This window comes from Paenibacillus sp. MAH-35, from assembly GCF_058135425.1.
The window spans coordinates 20419-37496 of record NZ_JBYUPU010000057.1 but is presented as its reverse complement, the minus strand read 5'-3'; the positions used below and the strand labels follow the sequence as shown (position 1 = coordinate 37496).

The following is a 17078-nucleotide window of genomic DNA, read 5'->3' as shown; positions in this document are numbered from 1 at the left end:
TGTTTGAGAAGCTGGAGCTGGGTCAATACCGCATGCTTTCGTAGGTAATACAAAATGGAAGCCGAAATCCCTTCTGTAGCAATGGATTTCGGCTTTTATACTACACTAACTAGGAAAGTCCCGTTTGCAGCCTTTATTTTGCCCGAAAACCCGCCTGAGCACGGAATAAGAGCGGTTTGAAGCTGTTAAATTCCCCGAAAAGGGTACACTCTCCATCAGTTGGCGGAAATAAGAGATATGAACCGCCTCTATCCGTTTCAGTTTGTCGAAAAGGCCAAAAATAAAGGGTGCCAAAGACTCCGCGCGCCTAGCCAAGCTAGGCACAACTAGCTGATGAAAGTTCAGTCGGGGTAGGGGCCAAGCCGCCCCGTAGCTAGCAGGCAGACGCAGGAGAGATCCGGCGGCTGAAGCCCTGTGAAAAACTGCGCAAAGCGCAAGGAAGCGAATTCACAGGCCGTAATGGACCGACCGTGAATCCCACCGCATCGTAATAGCGAACCTTTCGAGGACAAGAGAGCGCCGAGCCCCGGGAGTCTGGGCGAAGGCCAAGGAACGTGTGAAGAACTTGGAGCTGCAGCACGGAAGAACTCTCCGGTGTAAAGGGATCGGCATGTGAATACAGTTGTGCCTGGAACTAGGGAGACCCTCCCCCCGGCGAGTCATACTGTCGGTGAAAGTAAGTGCGTAACTTGCACGCATAAAGGGCCGGAGTCGGAGCTTAGCTAGCGGCCAGTTAGAATCGGACCGGACCCACCGCGTGGCCGTTATTATGGTGGAAGTGCGGGCTGTGGTATACTGTATACGATATATACAATTTCGGATAAAACAGATAGGATGGGGGATCGGACAACATGACTCGCAGCGATGGGATTGATGAAGCGACAATCAGCAAGCTGCCGCCGGGGGTAGCGCTGAGCTGGGGGATCGTCAAGCAGCCGAGCCGGGGACCGAAGGGCGAGCTTAGTGTGAAAAAAATCGTTGATGCGGCAATCGCGATTGCCGATCGGGACGGTCTGGCTGCGGTGTCGATGAGCCGGGTCGCCCAGTCGTTAGGCTTCACCACCATGTCGCTGTATCGTTACATTGCGAGCAAGGAAGCGCTGCTCGTGCTGATGCAGGATGCGGTGTGCACGATCCCGATCCCGCCGGAGGAGCCGGGCAAGCCGTGGCGTCAAGAAATGGGCGAGTATGTCTGGGCTTGCATCGCCGTCTTCCGGGATCACCCGTGGCTGGGAGACATCCCGATTACGGGCGTTCCCCTCACCCCAAGCAATCTCTATGTGATCGATTGGATTCTTAGAATTATGCGGGATTTCCCGCTAAACGATTTCGAGAAAATGTCGTTCCTGCTGCTCCTGAGCAGTTATGCGCGGGCTTGCGGGATGATCGCCAGGGACATGGATCGGGCAATCCGCGAGGGGGCGAGTCCGGAGACGTTCAGCGGCGTACACTACGGAGATGCGCTCCGGCAGCTGGTCAAGCCGGGCCGGTTCCCGTATTTGCATCCGCTCTTGATGTCCGGCGCCTATACGGACGAAGCGGACAATCCGATCGGCGACGACCTGGATTTCGGACTGCAGCGGATACTGGACGGTCTGGAGCACTACCTCCAGCTGAAAACGTCGGGCTCTGGCCAACAAAAATAGCGTCACGGCGATGCCGGAACGCTATTTTTGTTTTTCATATGATTACCGCCGGCCGCCTTTTAGACGGAAAGCGACGTTGGACCACACGATCGCGATCGCCAGAATCGCCGTGCACCAGCCGATCGCCCACCAGCCGTAGTCAGCCACCGGCGTACCGGTCAACAACCCGCGAATCGTCTCGATAACCGGCGTAATCGGTTGATGCTTGGCGACTCCTTGCAGCCATCCCGGCATCGTGTGGATCGGAACGAAGGCGCTCGACAGGTAGGGGAGGAACAGCAGGATAAAGCCGTAGCCGCTGGCGGCGGACGGACTGCCGGTGACGAGACCGATCGCGGCGAACAGCCAGGTGAAGGTCAGAATGAACAGGACGATCATGCCGAGCGCCCCCAGCCATTCGGTGAAGGTAGCGGCAGGGCGGAAGCCGACCAGCAGGGCGACGAAGAAGACGATACCCGTCGCCAGCAGATTACGAAAAAGACTGGCGGCGACATGGCCGGTCACGACGCTAAGGCTGTAGATCGGCATCGTCCGAAATCGGTCGATAATCCCGTTCGTCATATCCGTTGCGACGTCGACGGCAGTGCTGGATGAGCCGAATCCGGCGCACAGCAGGATAATGCCCGGCACGACATAATTGACGTAACCGCCGCTCGGATCAATGGCGCCTCCGAATACGTAGGTGAACAGGAGCATTAGCATAATGGGCAGCATAATAGCCATGATCAGCGCCTCGACGTTGCGCAGGCTATGGCGGATGCTGCGGCCAATGAACACGGCGTTGGTTGCGGCGAAAGAAGCGGTTTTGGCAGCGGGTTGCAAGTTGTTCATGCGAGTGAAGCCTCCTTTTGTTCTTGCTTCGTTAAGGCGAGAAAGACATCGTCCATACTCGGCTTGCGGATGACGATTCGCGTATCCGGCGGGCATGAGGAGGCGAGTTCGTTCAACGTTTGGCGGACATCGTGAAGGGTGCCGCTCGTCGGAACGGTTCGAATCACTTCGTCCCGCATGTTCCGCAGCTCGATGACTTCGCCTCCGACGCGTGCCTTCAATGTCTCGGCCGTACCGGATGCGACGATCCGCCCGCCGTTCAGCACCGCGATCTCGTCAGCCAGCTGATCGGCTTCCTCCAAATATTGCGTCGTCAAAAAAATCGTCATCCCCTGCTGCTTCAGCTGCAAAATGACTTCCCAGAGGGAGCGGCGGCTGACCGTATCCAACCCGGTGGTCGGTTCGTCGAGGAACAGCACCGGGCGGCTGACGATCAGACTTACGGCGAGGTCCAGTCTGCGGCGCATGCCGCCGGAATATGTTTTCACACGTTGATCCGCAGCGGGTTCAAGCTCGAACCGCTTCAACAGCTCTGCTGACCGCAAGCGGGCTTCCCCCTTCGATAAGCCGGACAGCCGGCACATCATCATGATATTTTCCCGGCCGGTCAGCACTTCGTCAACTGCCGCAAATTGCCCGGTCAGGCTGATCGACTGGCGGACCGCATTCCGGGCGGAGACGACATCGTATCCCTCGATCCGCGCGGCCCCCTCGTCCGGCTCGGACAACGTGGACAAGATGTGGATGAGCGTCGTTTTGCCGGCGCCGTTCGGCCCGAGCAGGGCGAAAATCGTTCCTTTCTCCACGGTCAGATCGATGCCGTCCAGCACGGTTTGTTTACCGAAACTTTTACGCAATCCGCTGACTTCAATGGAACAAGTATTCATTAGGCATCACCTGTTTCTTTGAATTGTGTATCCTATAAACAGTATATTTAATACGCAGTTATTATTCCTCATTCTCCAGACCGATATTTCAATCGTTTGGCAGACGGATTGCGAAGCCGGGTTAGCAGATTACGTATGAGATGTTCGTTTCGCTGTGGGTGAATTAGCTGCCTCGAACAGAGCCCCGCTTCGAACAGATTCCTATAAGAAAAGGACCTCAGTCTCCGCTTTGCAGCGGGTTTTGAGGTCCTTTCGTTTGGACATGGGGCGCTCTCAATGTCAGGCGAACACATGTGGGACAGCCCTTTGTTCCCTGAACAGAAGGAACCGGATAAGGGTGGTTTGCGAGGCTGTCGATTCAATGTGGACAACCAAGTGGAAAGGGAAAAGATTACCTTCTGGCGAGTTTTGTCCAGAATCCCCCACCTTACAATCCTTATTAAATCAAGGGATTCCGGACAACCTGTCTGAGCAGAAGAAGGTAACTTTTCACTTGGAACGGCCTGCTAACACTTCTATACAATGAATCGACAGGCTCGTTTGCAGCCTTTTTTTTGTCCGAATCCCGCTTGGACGAGGAAATAAAAGCGATTCGAGACTCTTAAAATGAGCCAAAAGGGTGCCGACCCTATCAGTTGGTGATAAGGGGGCAAACTGCCTTTATTCGCTTCGATTTTTCGAAAAGGCCGAAAATAGAGGGTACCGGAGACCCTTATATCCTGTCGAACCCCTAACTGCCGTCCGGAATCACAAACGACACGGTAGTTCCTTCCCCCGGCTTGCTGCGAATGGACAAGCCCCGGCCGTACAGCTGGATCAGGCGGCGGTTCGTATTCGAGACGCCGATCCCGCCCTTTCCTTTCAACGTGGGATGAAGCAGCTGATCAACCCTCTCCTGCTCCATTCCCTTCCCGTCGTCGATCACTTCAAAAAGCGTAAAGCCGTTGAGGCGCACAATCCGAATACGGAGCGTACCGCCTTTGTTCTGACTGAGGAGCCCGTGCTTGACGGCGTTTTCGATGAGCGGCTGGAGGGTTAGCGGCGGAAGAAGCAGGTTGATGTCTGGATCGACCTCCCATAGAACCGACAGCCGTTCCTCGAACCGTTCCTTCTCGATATACAAATACGATTCGGCCAGCCTCAGCTCATGAGAAAGCTCGACCAGTTCGCCGGTATTCAGAAAATCGAAGCTGATCCGCAAAAAGGAGGCAAAGGCTTCGCCCAACCTTCGCATCTTGTCCGTGTCGACATAGCTGAGCGCCATGATGGAATTCAGCGTATTAAACAAGAAATGAGGATGAATCTGTGCCTGCAGATAGGCAGCCTCGATGCGCAACCGCTCATGGATGGACTGCTTCAGCATGGTCAGCGCCCGTATCCGGTACTTGAGCTCCAGGGCGTCTACCGGTTTGGTCACATAATCGTTCGCTCCCGACGCGAATCCGGTGTAGATGTCGGCAGGCTGACTGCGGGCTGTCAGCAGCAATACCGGAAGCTCCGACAAAGAATAACGCTCCCTTACCCGCTGCGTCAATTCGTAACCGGACATGTGCGGCATCATCACGTCGGCAATCAACAGATCCCACTGCCGGGTGCCCAGCAGCTCCAACACCTCGCGGGCCGAACCGGCTGTTGTGACCGTATACGGCTCCGTCGACAAGATCCCCTGGAGCACGTTCAGGTTGACCGGATCGTCATCCACTGCGAGGATATGCACCTGCCCTTCGTGCAATAACGGAGGGAACAGGACGGGGGCGGCCCATTCGCCGGCTGCGGCATCCGGCAGCAGAAATCCGGCAAACCGGTCTTCGGCCCTATCCGCGATCGAATCGATCTTGCGCTGCGGCTGCGGAAGCTTCGACGCGCTCGCCAGCGGCAAGCCGAAGCTGAAGACGGAGCCTTTGCCCGGCTCGGAGCGGACGGTTAATTCGCCGCCGTGCAATTCGACCAGCTGCTTGCAGATGCTGAGGCCGAGCCCGATGCCTCTTCCGTCGCTGATCCCGTAAGCCCCTTGTTCATAAGGCAGAAATACTCGCGCCTGTGTCTCTTCGTCCATGCCGACCCCGGTATCGGAGACGCGGATAAGGACTTGATCCTGTCCGATCCCGGCGGAAATGGAGATCGTGCCTTCTTCGGTGTATTTGAGAGCGTTGTGCAGCAGGTTATATAAAATCTGCACGAGCCTCTTCTCATCGGCCATGACCGGCGGGAGCGACTCCGCAAGGTCCAGGCGCAGCTGGATCGGCTTGCCTTCGCTCATAAAGGTAAGCATGCTGACCACGCCGGGAACGATCGATTGAATCTGCAGGGGCTCTTGCTGCAGCACGATACGGTGCTCCTTCAGGCGCGCAACGTCGAGAAGATCGCCAAGCATATGAGACATGCGGCGGCTTATCCGGATCAGCAGCTCCATATCTTTAAGACTGCTCTCGTTCAGCTTCTCTTTCTCTTTGGTGGCGACCGTCTGAGCGATATTCATAATGCCGTGCAGCGGCGTCCGGAGCTCGTGCGACGTACTGGCGAGAAATTGGTCCTTCAGCTTGTCGGCTTTTTGCAGCTGCTCGTTCAGCTCGGCGTTTTCCCGGGACTTTCGGAAATATTTTTTGAACCAGTAGGTGGAGAAGCCGATAATCGCCGCAAAGATGTCGAGCGGATAATACACAGTCGTAATATCAATGGACGATTCGACGATGCTCCAGATCAGATTGGACATAATGCCAGCTGCGGTCAGCAGCAGGAATACGATATCCTTGTCGGCCTGTTTCTGGAATATCATCGTCCCGGTCGTATAGAGGAACCAGACGAAAGCCATCAAGTAAAACCCGAGAAAGATTCGGAGATCGATAATTCCGTTTGCCCATGAAGCGGGAGCGATCATCAGAATAACAGTAAGGATACCGAGCGCCACCGTGTAGGCCCGCAGCCAAGGGTTTCCCGGAGGAGCCGAAGCGAACCTTCTGAATATATGAAGGATAAAGTAGTTTTGCCATAAGAGAAAAATCAGTCTGATCTTGATCGCCCACGTATAGTTGATCGGCAGCCATAACAAAAGCACGTTGTCATGACCGATCAGAACCGCGATGCCGACCGATAAGGTTAATAAGCCGGTAATAAGCAGAGCCCGCTCTTTCGGATTGAACAGGTAGAGTATACTCGCGTACAAGCCATGAAGCAGCAGTACGAGGAACGTTACCATCTGGAATCCGATCGAATACCAGCGCACGAAATCAACCGAGGCATGGGAGCCGAAACGTATGGAGCGCAGCAGCCCGCCGTTATAAGGATCGTCAAAGTTCGCCGCCCGGATCAGCAGCTCAATCTCCGTCGCCCCCTCCGCAAAATAGGAAGCGGTGTAAGACACATTGCGGGGAGAGTAGGCCTCAGCGTTATCGGCAAGCTTGCCGATCCAGGAGGTGAGCACTCCGTTGATCTCGACCTCCGAGGACGCTTGAATGCCTTGCAGCCAGAACGTGACGGGCTGCTGCAACGGGTCGGTTAAAATGCGCAGCCGGTACGTCCCGTATCCGTAAGAGAAAGCGGAGCTTTCATCCAGCGCTTTTCCCCAGTCCCCTGGTACTTGAATCGCCCGGGCGAGGCTCTCCTCGGCCCCGATCTCTTTGCTGGTTAGCAGCCGGTTAGGATATAACTGCCACTCGCCGTCGAGATGAAACGAAGTGGAATGCACCAAATCGACTCCGCGCATGTCGAGGACGCCGCCTACCGGTGGGGGCGGCTCGGATGTATAGAATAATTCGGACCATGCCAGACGCAGGCCGAGAAGAGCGCCCAAAAAAGCGATCATCAAAACGGCCAGACGGATAGAAGTAGTTTTAGGTAGGATTCGCATCATACCCATGAAATTCGCCACGATGGGCGCGTATCCTCTTGCACGGGCCGGGCCTGATCGGATCTTCATCCAGGGGAAACCGATGAATCGCCGCACGACGCCCTTTTTTCTTGGTGTATCCCTGTATGCCGGATATTGTCAGAAGGTTTTATGTATGTGTGGGTGATCCGGGAAGATGTTACAATAGAGTTAATTGGAAAATGATAGATAGAGTTGCCGTTTCAAAGCAGCTACAGGGGGGCCTCGTTGTGAGTGAACATGCATCCGTACACCGGACAACCAATAGCCAGACCTCATCTCAATCCCAGCCGGGTATGGCCGAGACGGAATCTGCGGGTATATGGGATGGCCGCCCGATGTCAAGCGCCAAAATCATGCAGCTTCAGCGAACGATGGGGAACCGGGCTGTCCAGGGGATGCTTCAGAGGATGAGCGCCGGGCAGCCGACCGTGCAAAGGGCGGGAGGAGCCGGTCCGGCTCCCGTAGTAACCCCGGAGCAGCAGCGCAAAGCGGAAATGGACGCCGAGCGCGACGCCAAAGTTCCGTCACTTGTCGATACGTCATTTCATGATATAAGAACGAAAGTTACGAAGGATCTCGACACCTACCTGACTGCCGATTCGAAGGCGAAGCCGATCCGCGAGAACGTCAAGGCCAAGGTCATATCGGAGATATCGGCCAGTATGACCCAAGGTTCCGCCGAGCAGAAAAGCGATGCTTTGAAGCACGCCGAGGAGAGTGCTGAAAGCCTTGCAACCGGCAAATTGAAAGAGTATGCCGAAGAAGTCGCCCAAGCCCAGTATGACGATACGAAGAAGCCTGCGATGGTGGCCGAAGCGAATAAAGCCTACGACTCGGTTACTCCGAGCCTGAAAGACGCCGCCTTCGAGAAGCAAAAGACGAAAGCCGCCGACGAAGCGCAAAAGAAGCTGAACACCTTTGCGAAGACGGCGATTGCGGAAGCAATCAAAAGCTCCAAATTAGTCATTGCCGCCAAATTCACTCCTGCCGCGCCCGGAGCGTCTTCCGGTTTTGATTCCATTGATGTAGGGACAGTCGGAGTCGACGAGCTGGAGAAGCGGATCAATCTGGACGGTACGCTGGTTGATCAGGTTGTCGTTAGACAAGAAGAAGCCGGCGGTGTTACCAGTGATATTAAAGACATGGAGAACGTATATAATCTGGCGCTTTTTGAACCATTGAAAAAGGTTGTTTTATCGAAGCTGGGCGTAGGCCGGAGCGGCTTCAGAAGGTCCAAAGAACTGAACCAGCTGCGCGAGGCTCATAAACAAGCGGCCCGGGACAAGCTTAACGCGAAGGTCGATGACGTATTCGCAGACCGCCAAAGCCAATCCCCGACTACCGTTAGCTCCCCGATGATGGCCGAATACCAGAGCATGATGTCTAGAGTCAATCCGAATCGGGATGCAGAACAGCTCGCAGCACGCAAGGAAGCGGCCAAGGCGCTGGCGCATAAGGAAGCCAAAAAGCTCGTAAACGATGTCATGGCTGATGAGGCGGATACGATTCTGGAGCGTCTGATCCCTAAGGCGTCTACGATCGATGCATTGACGGTAGTAGGGAAAAGCGGGGCTTACGCGGTAGCCCGGAAAGCGAATGCCCTGCCGGACGATATCCGGGCAGCAGGGATCCGGGCAGCCACTGCGCACGCGGAAAAGATGGCGAAAGACAAGAAAGAAGCGGCGGAACTGGAAGCGAGGAAGCTGACCAAGGGGACGAAAGCGACGGATACGCAAACTGCGCAAGCTCCGGACGCTACAAAAGCCGCAGAAATCACAGAGGCTATCAAAGATGACACGAAAGCGGGAACGCTCGCCAAAAAGGTAGTCGATACGGTTGAAGCGGGCGATTTGCAGAGCGGCTTTAGCAAAGTAGGCAAGCTCATTGATATTTCCACGCCGAATCCCGGCGATTCCAGTTCGATGGATATTGAGCTGAAGATCCCGTTCGTATCTGCTTCGGGCGGCGGGCAAGCTTATTTCCTGTTCGGCTTCGGAGGAGAGGCGGAGCGGGAAGCGGACGATCTGACGGTGAGCACGCAGATTACGTTCGGGCTCGGCTTCACCACGTTTGGCTTCGACGCTAACTTCCGGTTCGGGCTATACTTGGAAGGAGAAGGGAAAGATACGAATCAGGTCATGAATCTGCTCTCCTACGGTCTATACCGGGAGATACTCAACATCGCTCCTTCGGCAGCGGCCTTTTTCTGGGGACAGGGCGGGAAGTCGGGCGAGTCGAAGCTCGTTGAAGCCGAGAAGTGGGCCATGATGATCGAAGAGCAGAGCATGGATGAGGACGCCAAAGTGAATGTGGGCTTGCTGACCAAGCTGGCGATGGAAGCGAACGTCGGCGTGGCGGAGTTTTCCGGAGAGCTTGCCTATAAACGGCTCAGCGCTTACAACAAAGATATTATCGAAAAGAAGGGCAAGGACGATCAAGGGAACGTCCTGTCGGCAGCGGAAAGGGTCGCGAACAATAGTATAGGGAAAGGCGAAATCCGGAATATTTACGAAGCGGCGGCGGAGATCGAGGTCGGGTTTGGCAAAGACAAAGTGGCTTTTGGCGCGGAAGGATCGATGACCCGGATCGGAGGGAAACTTCGCGAGTTGAGTCTGGGACTCTCGGCCAGCATTCCGTCGCAATTCGGGGAGGAAGGCGGAGATTTCACCCAATACGTGGCCAAAATCGTCACTGCGGCGGTAGGCGGTGGCAAAAATATATCCGCGTTATTCCAAAAGGCGATTGCGGACGAGCCGGATCGAAAGGCCCGGGCAGGCGGCTCCGTGTTGGATACGGGCAGCGACGCCCTCTTCACGGGCAATTACTTCGACAGCATCGGTGCCAGCTTCGCCGAGAAGATTATGGGCGATGAAACGATAAATGACACGATGCGATCCTGGCTTCCCGGACAAGAGGCCGGAGCCTCGGCGATCGAGCAAGTGGGTAAAATCGCCTTGTCGAATTCTTTGAAGCTGGCGGTAACCTTCGAGCGGGAGTACAATGAAGCCGGCGTAGCGAACGATTGGGAAATCGGAATAGAGGCCAGCCAGGACAAATCTCTGGAAGTCGATGCGGAAATTGTTAAAGTAGCGGTAGAGAAATCGAAACGGCTGGGCAAATTGGAGCTCTCCAAAGGAAAAACAGCCAAATACGAGTTCCTTGGCTTCAGCGGGGGAGGCAAAGAAACGCCGCTGGCCGCTCTTGGCAATCAAGCTGCGGCAACGCCGTGAACGACGCCAGCGGCAACACCAGGAACGACGTCAATACCAACTACTACAACGAACCCATAAAGCACATCATCCATCGTTTTTTCATCATCGTGTAGAGGAGGCTTGCAGATGGCCGGTTCAGGAAATGGCAGCAAGGCGCAGTCCCGGTTGGATTTCGATCATGAACTCGTGTTCCGCACTCTGACGGGGGACGGCCTTACGGCTTCCGTCAAGCGGCTGGAGCTGACCGAAGCGGAGGAGCGTCTTACCTGTACGCTCTCCTTCGAGGTGCAGCAGGACGTATACCGCCAATTGATGGCTGGAGAATGGATGGGGCTGCACGCTGCGGCCAGAAGCGACGGAGCCGGTATGGCCTTCGAAGCCGATCAGCCGATCGAGCTGCGGGCCGTATTGCGGCATAGTCTGATGAAAGCTGCTTTGCATCACGGCACGGAAGCGGAACAAGTGCTGCAAACTTTGCTGCAGGACTCCGAGGCGGGGCGCGCGCTCCGGCAAAGCGAAAGCTGGCTCATCCTAGAAGTGAAGCAGCAAGTGAAACTTCCCGAAGAGTTCGGGACCGGTTCGCTTAAAAAAGGGTACCGTACGTTATGGGCGGAGCCCGCCGCCGCTCAAGCGGCATCTGGTAACCCCCGACCGGAGATGAACGAGATTGTCGAAGGTTACTTGAGCGGCAAGGAAATCCCGTATGAACGGGTAGCGGACGGGCTCCTTCGTATCACGTTTACCGGAATGAACGGCTCCTGGATCGTCCTGGTCCGCACTGATGAAGAGAAGCGGATATGCATCGTCTACTCCGTCTATCCGGAGCTCGTACCCGAAGAGCACCGGACCGGGATGGCCGTATTCCTCGTCGAGGAAAACTACGACTTGGAGATCGGCAGCTTCGAGCTGGATACAACCGACGGGGAGCTGCGTTACCGGACGAGCATCGATGTGGAGCAGGACCGGCTAACCCGGGAGCTGTTCGGCCGACTGTTCACGACCAATGTCGTGATCATGGACCATTATTTCCACGTCCTTCACGATGCTGCGGCGCAGGGAGAGGTGGAGTAGGTGAAGAACATGGACAAATCTACGATCGTTGCGTCGCTGAATCAAGTACGAGAGGCGCATCCGTTAGTGCATCATATTACAAACGTGGTGGTCACCAATTTTACCGCGAACGGTCTGCTGGCTTTAGGCGCCTCGCCGGTGATGGCTTACGCGAAGGAAGAAGCAGCCGATATGGCCCGGATCTCGGGGGCTCTCGTACTGAATATGGGGACGCTGGATGCAAGCGTCGTGGAATCCATGCTTCTGGCCGGCAAGTCGGCTAACGAGCACCAGGTGCCGGTCATCTTCGATCCGGTAGGGGCCGGGGCGACTCCGTACCGGACCGAGACCGCACGGCGCATCATGAAGGAGCTTCGGATTGCGGTTTTAAGGGGGAATGCCCCGGAGGTGGCCAATGTCATCGGCGAAGCGCGGACGATTAAAGGCGTAGACGCGGCAGGGGGAGCGGCGGAGGACGTAAGCGGCTTGGCCCGGCAGGCGGCACATGCGCTCGGTTGTGTCGTCGTCGTGACAGGGCCGGAGGATTACGTAAGCGACGGGTCGGTCACTTACCGGATCAGCGGCGGTACGCCGCTCTTGACGCGGGTTACAGGAACCGGCTGCCTGCTGACTTCCGTGATCGGCGCCTTTCTTGCAGCCGTTCAGGACCCGGTGCTCGCCTCCGTTTCCGCAGTATCTTTTTACGGAGCCGCCGCGGAGACGGCGGAGCGGGTCGCCGGTCCCGGACGCCCGGGGACGTTTCAGATCGAATTGTTGAACCAGCTCTATCAAATGGACGGGAGAGCATGGGGCGAACTTCTGAATGTGACCCGAGTGTGAACGGAGCCTGGCATTACGCTCGAAAAGCAGGATGGGATAAGCTTACACAACCGTATCGTCAACAAAGAAGCTGTCCCTAGAGTCTTTTCAGACATAGGGGCAGCTTCTTTTTGATGCTTATGCGAATGATCGTACAGTCCGCACAGGGCACGGTTCCGGAAAAGATTACCGGGCTGTGCGGCCGGCGACCGATCGGCTAACGAGAACCATAAGGACCGCCACTGCGAGGAAATAGACGGGCATCGTCACCAACGAGCCGTCGTGCAGGTAGCTCATGCCGCTTGTAATCAGGCTGACGACTATATAGTAACCCAGTCCGAAGATGGCGCCGGCTGTCCCAAGCACATCGCCATAACGGACAAGCGCCAAACTCAGGCAGCCCGGAATCGCCATGCCGATCCCCAGCAGAAGAATGAAGAGGCAGGCTACCGTCAGCGCGAGGAACAGAACGGTCGGGCCGATCCCGTACAGAGCGAGCCCTGTGAGACATCCGGCTCCTACAGTCGTTACCGCGGTGCCGAGCACGATAATGTTCTCCGCAGTCAGCCGGGTTAGCAGCTTCTTGGATAACATCGCCCCGAGGATGGACGACAGCGCGACAAAAATGCCGAGGAATCCGAACATGCCGGGCTTCATCTGAAAAAACTCAATAAAAATAAAGGGAGCCTCCGCATAATAACTGAACAAAATCCCGTTGGCGGCGCCTATAAGAAAACCGAACGCCCATACCTTCTTATCGGAAGCGAGCCGCCTCGCTACAGCCGCAACCCGGATGTTCGAGGGCGGGGACACTCTGGTCTCGGGAAGAGACGCCCAGGTGTACGCGAACACAGCGACGCTCATCGCCACCAGGGTGAAAAATACCGCCCTGAACCCGAGCGACTGATCGACCCATCCTCCGATTAACGGCCCGACGGCCGGAGTAAAGGCGAGAGCGGCCGATATTTGGGCAAATACGGCATGACGCCGGGCTCCGTCGATACTTTCGCGGAGTATGGTCTGGGTCACTACCGAACCGGTGCTGGCGCCGAAGGCCTGAACGAATCGGCTTACGAGCAGCCATTCCGCCGAATTCGACAAATAGCACCCCAAGCTTCCCGCTCCGTACACGAAAATTCCCCAAAGCAAGGCGGGACGCCGCCCGATCGAATCGGATAGCCTCCCCCAGCAAAATACGCCGAGGGCGAAGCCGAGAAAGTAAATGCTGAGCGTTAATTGAATCGTATTGCCGCTTGCCTGCAACGTACGGGCTATGTCCGGCAAGGAAGGCGTATATATCGTTTCGCTGATTTGCGGAAAACCGACAAGAACAATAAGCAGCCATAAAGACGGTGTTGAGATTTTTCTTTCCACTGGCAAATCCCCCTATAACATTGAAAATCTCAATTCGCTTTCAAAGCGATTACGGGATCGGGGGTTTGCATTTGGTCAATCGGGTAAATGCGAGCATTGGAATCACCTTAAAGTTTTTATTAATAGGGGGATGGGTAACACAAGCATTAGAAAAAACTATAGAAGGATGCTGGTATTATACCATTTAAGTTTTACAGAATACGTTCCCACTATGGCTAAACTCAATTTATCCGGCGGAAGAACCCGAATTACGGCAACGGCACGGCTATTCATGCGTGGCTGTACAGGGTATGATGGATTTGTAATCGGGATTGTCGCCGGTTGAAGAAATTACCATCATACGTCTGGGTTGGAGTGCTGAAGGATGCCAAATGTTAAATTGACCAATATGTGCATGATCTATGATCCGGCGACGGACCGGGTCTTGGTGCAGGACCGGATCAAGTCGTGGAAAGGGCTGGCCTTTCCGGGAGGACATATCGAAGAAGGGGAAAGCATCATCGATTCGACGATCCGAGAAGTAAGAGAAGAGACCGGCTTGACCGTATCGGATCTCGAACTGTGCGGGATTGTGTACTGGTTTCATGAAGAGACACAGGATAAGTATATGGTGTTCAGCTATAGAACGAGTTCCTACTCAGGGGAGCTGGTGGAAGAGACGGAGGAAGGCAAGCTGAGCTGGGTGCAACGAGACGAGCTGCCTTCGCTCCCGCTTGCGGAAGGATTTAAGGAACGGCTGCCGATGTTTCTGGACAAAGCGTACTCCGAAGGGTTCGGAATTCTTAGCCGGAACGGCGAAAGCGCCATGAAGTGGCAATGATCCCGCCGGCAGCCTGCCACTATGGAAACATTTACAAAGGCGCCGCGCGTTGAGTAGGGAGTCCCCCCGCCCTATACTGATAAGTAACGACTCGTGCGAAAAAGGGGCGATTTTCGATGAATGTGGAATTCGATCAACCAGCCAAGCAATGGATTCAGGGCAAAGGCGGCCAACTGACTGTCAAAACGCTGAATGTACGCGCCTGCTGCGCGCCGGGCGTTCAAGAGGTGGTCGCCGTGCCGGGGAAGCCGGGCCAGTTAGAGCCCTACAACGAGCTTAAAGTCGATGGAATCTCCCTCTATATGGAGAAGAACCTTTGTGTCAAGGAGAAACTGGTTCTGAAATTGTCCGGCGTTGGCTTTCTAAAGTCGATTTCAGCTAAGCTTCAATGACAGGCCCCGCGATATTCTGTATGGGTAGAGCTACAAGTTTTGTTTGCCGAAAATGCGCATGGAAACCAGCATCGACGCAACGCCGGCAGCGAGTGCCAGCCCAATTGGCGCCAAGTCCTGAACGATCTGCGGGCCCGGGAACGCCGCAGGGAAGCTGAAGTTGCGGGCTTGCGCATATTGCATAACGACAGGGGCTAGGAACGGTGTAATAAAGATACTGAAAAAGAATATATATTTGGATTTCTCAAATCCGAAACGGTACTGCACCGGGATCATAATCGAGAAAACGACCGATAGGATTAAAAAGGTTTTGCCGAAGTCGGACAGGCTCAGCATGTCCAGCTGACCCGGGATCAGCAAAGCCGTCAACGTGTACAGAACACAGCAGCCGGCAAACAGCAGCAGCAGAAACAGATACTTCGATTGAACGAGCGCATTTCTGCCGTAGGGAGTGGCGCATAACATAGCCGAGCCTTTGAATTTGTACTCGAGCAGCGATACGGAATTAAAGATGATGAACTGAATGAACAGCGTGCTTATAAAAAAAGCCAGAAACCCGCCGCCGCCAAGAGAGGCGGTTTTTATTTGGATAAACACGGGAAGCGCGATCGCGGCGATAAACATCAGAATCAAATACTTTTTGACCAGCAGAGAGTCTTTCTTCACGAGATGGAGCAGCATGGCCTGTTACCTCCTGACATAGCCGAGCATAATATCTTCAATTGTAGGCTTCTCGATAAGCGCCTTGTTCATTTGCTCCTTAACCGCTTGCTTATGAGCGGTGAGCCCTTCAAATCCGTAACGGGTTTCGCGCAGCGTCAGAAACAGCTTCCGGGTATGCTCGTTCAGGTCGGCCCGGTCCCCTTTCACGAAGCCGTGCGTATCCAGCAGCAGGTCTTTGTCCTCGTTGAAAATAAGGCGGCCCTTATCGATCAGGATCAGCATATCCGCGATTTTGTCGAGGTCGGACGTGATGTGGGTGGAGAAAAACACGCTTTTGCCGTCTTCCTTCATGTATTCCAGCATAATCTCCATAATCTCGCTGCGGACCAGAGGATCAAGACCGCTCGTCGGCTCGTCCATGATGAGCAGATCGGCGTGGTGTGACAGCGCGAGGGCGATCGCGAACTTCATGCGATTCCCTTTGGACAGCGTCGATATTTTATGGGCAGGGTGCAGCCCGAAGCGTTCCATGTTCCGGGTAAAGGCGGCGTTATCCCAGGTGGAATAAGCGGGAGCGAGGACGCTTTTCATCTCCGCCATCGTTAGATCCTCATAGAAGTACCCTTCATCGAATACGATCCCGATCCGGTCTTTCAGCTCCCGCGCGTGCTTCTCCATCGTTTTGCCGAACATCCGGACTTCGCCGGAATCTTTCAGGATCAGGCCCAGAATTGATTTGATGGTCGTCGTTTTACCGGCCCCGTTCACACCGATAAACCCGGTAATACAGCCCTCCGGCAGCGAGAAGCTGACATCCCGCAGTTCGAATCCGCCTAAGTTTTTGTTCAGCCCTTCTACTTCCATGATCATCTCACGCCTCGCCCTCTTCCTCCTCGAATAATAAATCCATCATCCGGTACATTTCGCCTCTGCCGATTCCCAAAGAACGCGCCAGCTGCCACGCTTCCGTCAGCTTCACTTCCACCATATGCCGCTTGGATTCGCGCAGCAGCTCCAGGTTTCCCTGCGAGACGTAAGAGCCTTTGCCGGCCCGCGTCGTCACGAAGCCTTCGGCCTCCAGCTCGTCGTACACCCTTCGGGTCGTCAATACGCTCACATGCAGATCGTTCGCCAGCGCCCGGATGGACGGCAGCTGTTCGCCTTCGCTTAATTCCCCGCGAAGGATGGCATCCTTAATTTGCCCTTTGATCTGCTGATAAATGGGAGGATCGGATACGTTGGAAATAATAATTTTCGTAACGGTTCACCCGCTCTCAACTGTGTATCTCATACATACACAGAATACACAGATAGGGCAATGAAGTCAATAGAGCGAAATGGAGGAGCTGCCGGATTAAGGATTGAAGCCTGCACGCTGCGTCAATCGGCGGGGTCTTTATAAATCTTTGATGTACTTATTTACACTCTAGGTATATCGATCTATAATTAGACATGAAACGACATATTTCAACTTATATTGACGTATATTCTACTGAGAATGGAAGCTTGCCAACCT

At 55.0% G+C, this 17078-nt stretch carries 13 protein-coding genes; 6 read left to right on the top strand and 7 right to left on the bottom strand.

Features of this window, described 5'->3' with window-relative positions; all coding sequences use genetic code 11:
• The first annotated feature begins 851 nt into the window (after positions 1-851).
• On the top strand, positions 852-1646 hold the full coding sequence (locus AC3Y2E_RS31945) for a TetR/AcrR family transcriptional regulator (protein ID WP_379217317.1): 795 nt from the start codon (positions 852-854) through the stop codon (positions 1644-1646).
• Between the two features lie 42 nt (positions 1647-1688).
• Here AC3Y2E_RS31945 and AC3Y2E_RS31940 read toward each other — a convergent pair whose 3' ends face one another.
• From AC3Y2E_RS31940 to AC3Y2E_RS31930, 3 genes are all read right to left on the bottom strand, one after another.
• Complete coding sequence (locus AC3Y2E_RS31940) at positions 1689-2477, bottom strand: ABC transporter permease (protein ID WP_379217316.1); 789 nt, start codon at positions 2475-2477, stop codon at positions 1689-1691.
• Positions 2474-3364 (bottom strand): ATP-binding cassette domain-containing protein, encoded by an 891-nt coding sequence (locus tag AC3Y2E_RS31935; RefSeq protein WP_379217315.1) that lies wholly within the window; start codon positions 3362-3364, stop codon positions 2474-2476. Before AC3Y2E_RS31935 ends, AC3Y2E_RS31940 begins: the two co-directional genes overlap by 4 nt.
• Before the next feature lie 730 nt (positions 3365-4094).
• Positions 4095-7214 (bottom strand): hybrid sensor histidine kinase/response regulator, encoded by a 3120-nt coding sequence (locus AC3Y2E_RS31930; RefSeq protein WP_379217320.1) that lies wholly within the window; start codon positions 7212-7214, stop codon positions 4095-4097.
• Between the two features lie 245 nt (positions 7215-7459).
• On the opposite strand from AC3Y2E_RS31930, the gene AC3Y2E_RS31925 reads away from it, so the two are divergent.
• The 3 genes from AC3Y2E_RS31925 (at position 7460) to thiM (ending at position 12334) form a co-directional block, all read left to right on the top strand.
• Positions 7460-10462 (top strand): hypothetical protein, encoded by a 3003-nt coding sequence (locus AC3Y2E_RS31925; RefSeq protein ID WP_379217314.1) that lies wholly within the window; start codon positions 7460-7462, stop codon positions 10460-10462.
• Between the two features lie 108 nt (positions 10463-10570).
• Entirely contained in the window at positions 10571-11515 is a 945-nt protein-coding gene (locus AC3Y2E_RS31920; protein WP_379217313.1) for a YbjN domain-containing protein, read from the top strand.
• Between the two features lie 9 nt (positions 11516-11524).
• Entirely contained in the window at positions 11525-12334 is an 810-nt protein-coding gene (thiM, locus tag AC3Y2E_RS31915) for a hydroxyethylthiazole kinase (protein WP_379217312.1), read from the top strand.
• A 165-nt stretch (positions 12335-12499) separates the two neighbouring features.
• On the opposite strand, the gene AC3Y2E_RS31910 is transcribed toward thiM, so the two are convergent.
• Positions 12500-13687 (bottom strand): multidrug effflux MFS transporter, encoded by a 1188-nt coding sequence (locus AC3Y2E_RS31910; protein ID WP_379217311.1) that lies wholly within the window; start codon positions 13685-13687, stop codon positions 12500-12502.
• Between the two features lie 364 nt (positions 13688-14051).
• Between AC3Y2E_RS31910 and AC3Y2E_RS31905 the strand changes: the two genes are divergently transcribed.
• Positions 14052-14507, top strand: coding sequence for an 8-oxo-dGTP diphosphatase (locus tag AC3Y2E_RS31905; RefSeq protein ID WP_379217310.1), 456 nt, complete (start codon positions 14052-14054; stop codon positions 14505-14507).
• A 116-nt stretch (positions 14508-14623) separates the two neighbouring features.
• The gene (locus tag AC3Y2E_RS31900) at positions 14624-14899 is read left to right on the top strand and encodes a CC/Se motif family (seleno)protein (RefSeq protein WP_379217309.1); all 276 of its coding nucleotides are present in this window, start codon (positions 14624-14626) and stop codon (positions 14897-14899) included.
• 30 nt (positions 14900-14929) lie between these two features.
• Here AC3Y2E_RS31900 and AC3Y2E_RS31895 read toward each other — a convergent pair whose 3' ends face one another.
• The 3 genes from AC3Y2E_RS31895 to AC3Y2E_RS31885 are packed head-to-tail and all read right to left on the bottom strand — an operon-like array spanning position 14930 to position 16814.
• Positions 14930-15580, bottom strand: a complete 651-nt coding sequence (locus AC3Y2E_RS31895; protein ID WP_379217308.1) for an ABC-2 transporter permease — start codon at positions 15578-15580, stop codon at positions 14930-14932.
• Positions 15581-15586: 6 nt separating this feature from the next.
• Entirely contained in the window at positions 15587-16432 is an 846-nt protein-coding gene (locus tag AC3Y2E_RS31890; RefSeq protein WP_379217307.1) for an ABC transporter ATP-binding protein, read from the bottom strand.
• 1 nt (position 16433) lies between these two features.
• Positions 16434-16814: a GntR family transcriptional regulator gene (locus tag AC3Y2E_RS31885; protein ID WP_379217319.1), complete on the bottom strand. Its 381-nt coding sequence runs from the start codon at positions 16812-16814 to the stop codon at positions 16434-16436.
• Positions 16815-17078: the final 264 nt, after the last annotated feature.

Bases quoted from the DNA above. Each gene is read 5' to 3' on its own strand.
- AC3Y2E_RS31935 (WP_379217315.1), bottom strand. From the start codon at position 3,364: ATGAATACTTGTTCCATTGAAGTCAGCGGATTGCGTAAAAGTTTCGGT.
- AC3Y2E_RS31930 (WP_379217320.1), bottom strand. From the start codon at position 7,214: ATGATGCGAATCCTACCTAAAACTACTTCTATCCGTCTGGCCGTTTTG.
- AC3Y2E_RS31920 (WP_379217313.1), top strand. From the start codon at position 10,571: ATGGCCGGTTCAGGAAATGGCAGCAAGGCGCAGTCCCGGTTGGATTTC.
- AC3Y2E_RS31945 (WP_379217317.1), top strand. From the start codon at position 852: ATGACTCGCAGCGATGGGATTGATGAAGCGACAATCAGCAAGCTGCCG.
- AC3Y2E_RS31900 (WP_379217309.1), top strand. From the start codon at position 14,624: ATGAATGTGGAATTCGATCAACCAGCCAAGCAATGGATTCAGGGCAAA.
- AC3Y2E_RS31890 (WP_379217307.1), bottom strand. From the start codon at position 16,432: ATGATCATGGAAGTAGAAGGGCTGAACAAAAACTTAGGCGGATTCGAA.
- AC3Y2E_RS31940 (WP_379217316.1), bottom strand. From the start codon at position 2,477: ATGAACAACTTGCAACCCGCTGCCAAAACCGCTTCTTTCGCCGCAACC.
- AC3Y2E_RS31895 (WP_379217308.1), bottom strand. From the start codon at position 15,580: ATGCTGCTCCATCTCGTGAAGAAAGACTCTCTGCTGGTCAAAAAGTAT.
- AC3Y2E_RS31905 (WP_379217310.1), top strand. From the start codon at position 14,052: ATGCCAAATGTTAAATTGACCAATATGTGCATGATCTATGATCCGGCG.
- thiM (WP_379217312.1), top strand. From the start codon at position 11,525: ATGGACAAATCTACGATCGTTGCGTCGCTGAATCAAGTACGAGAGGCG.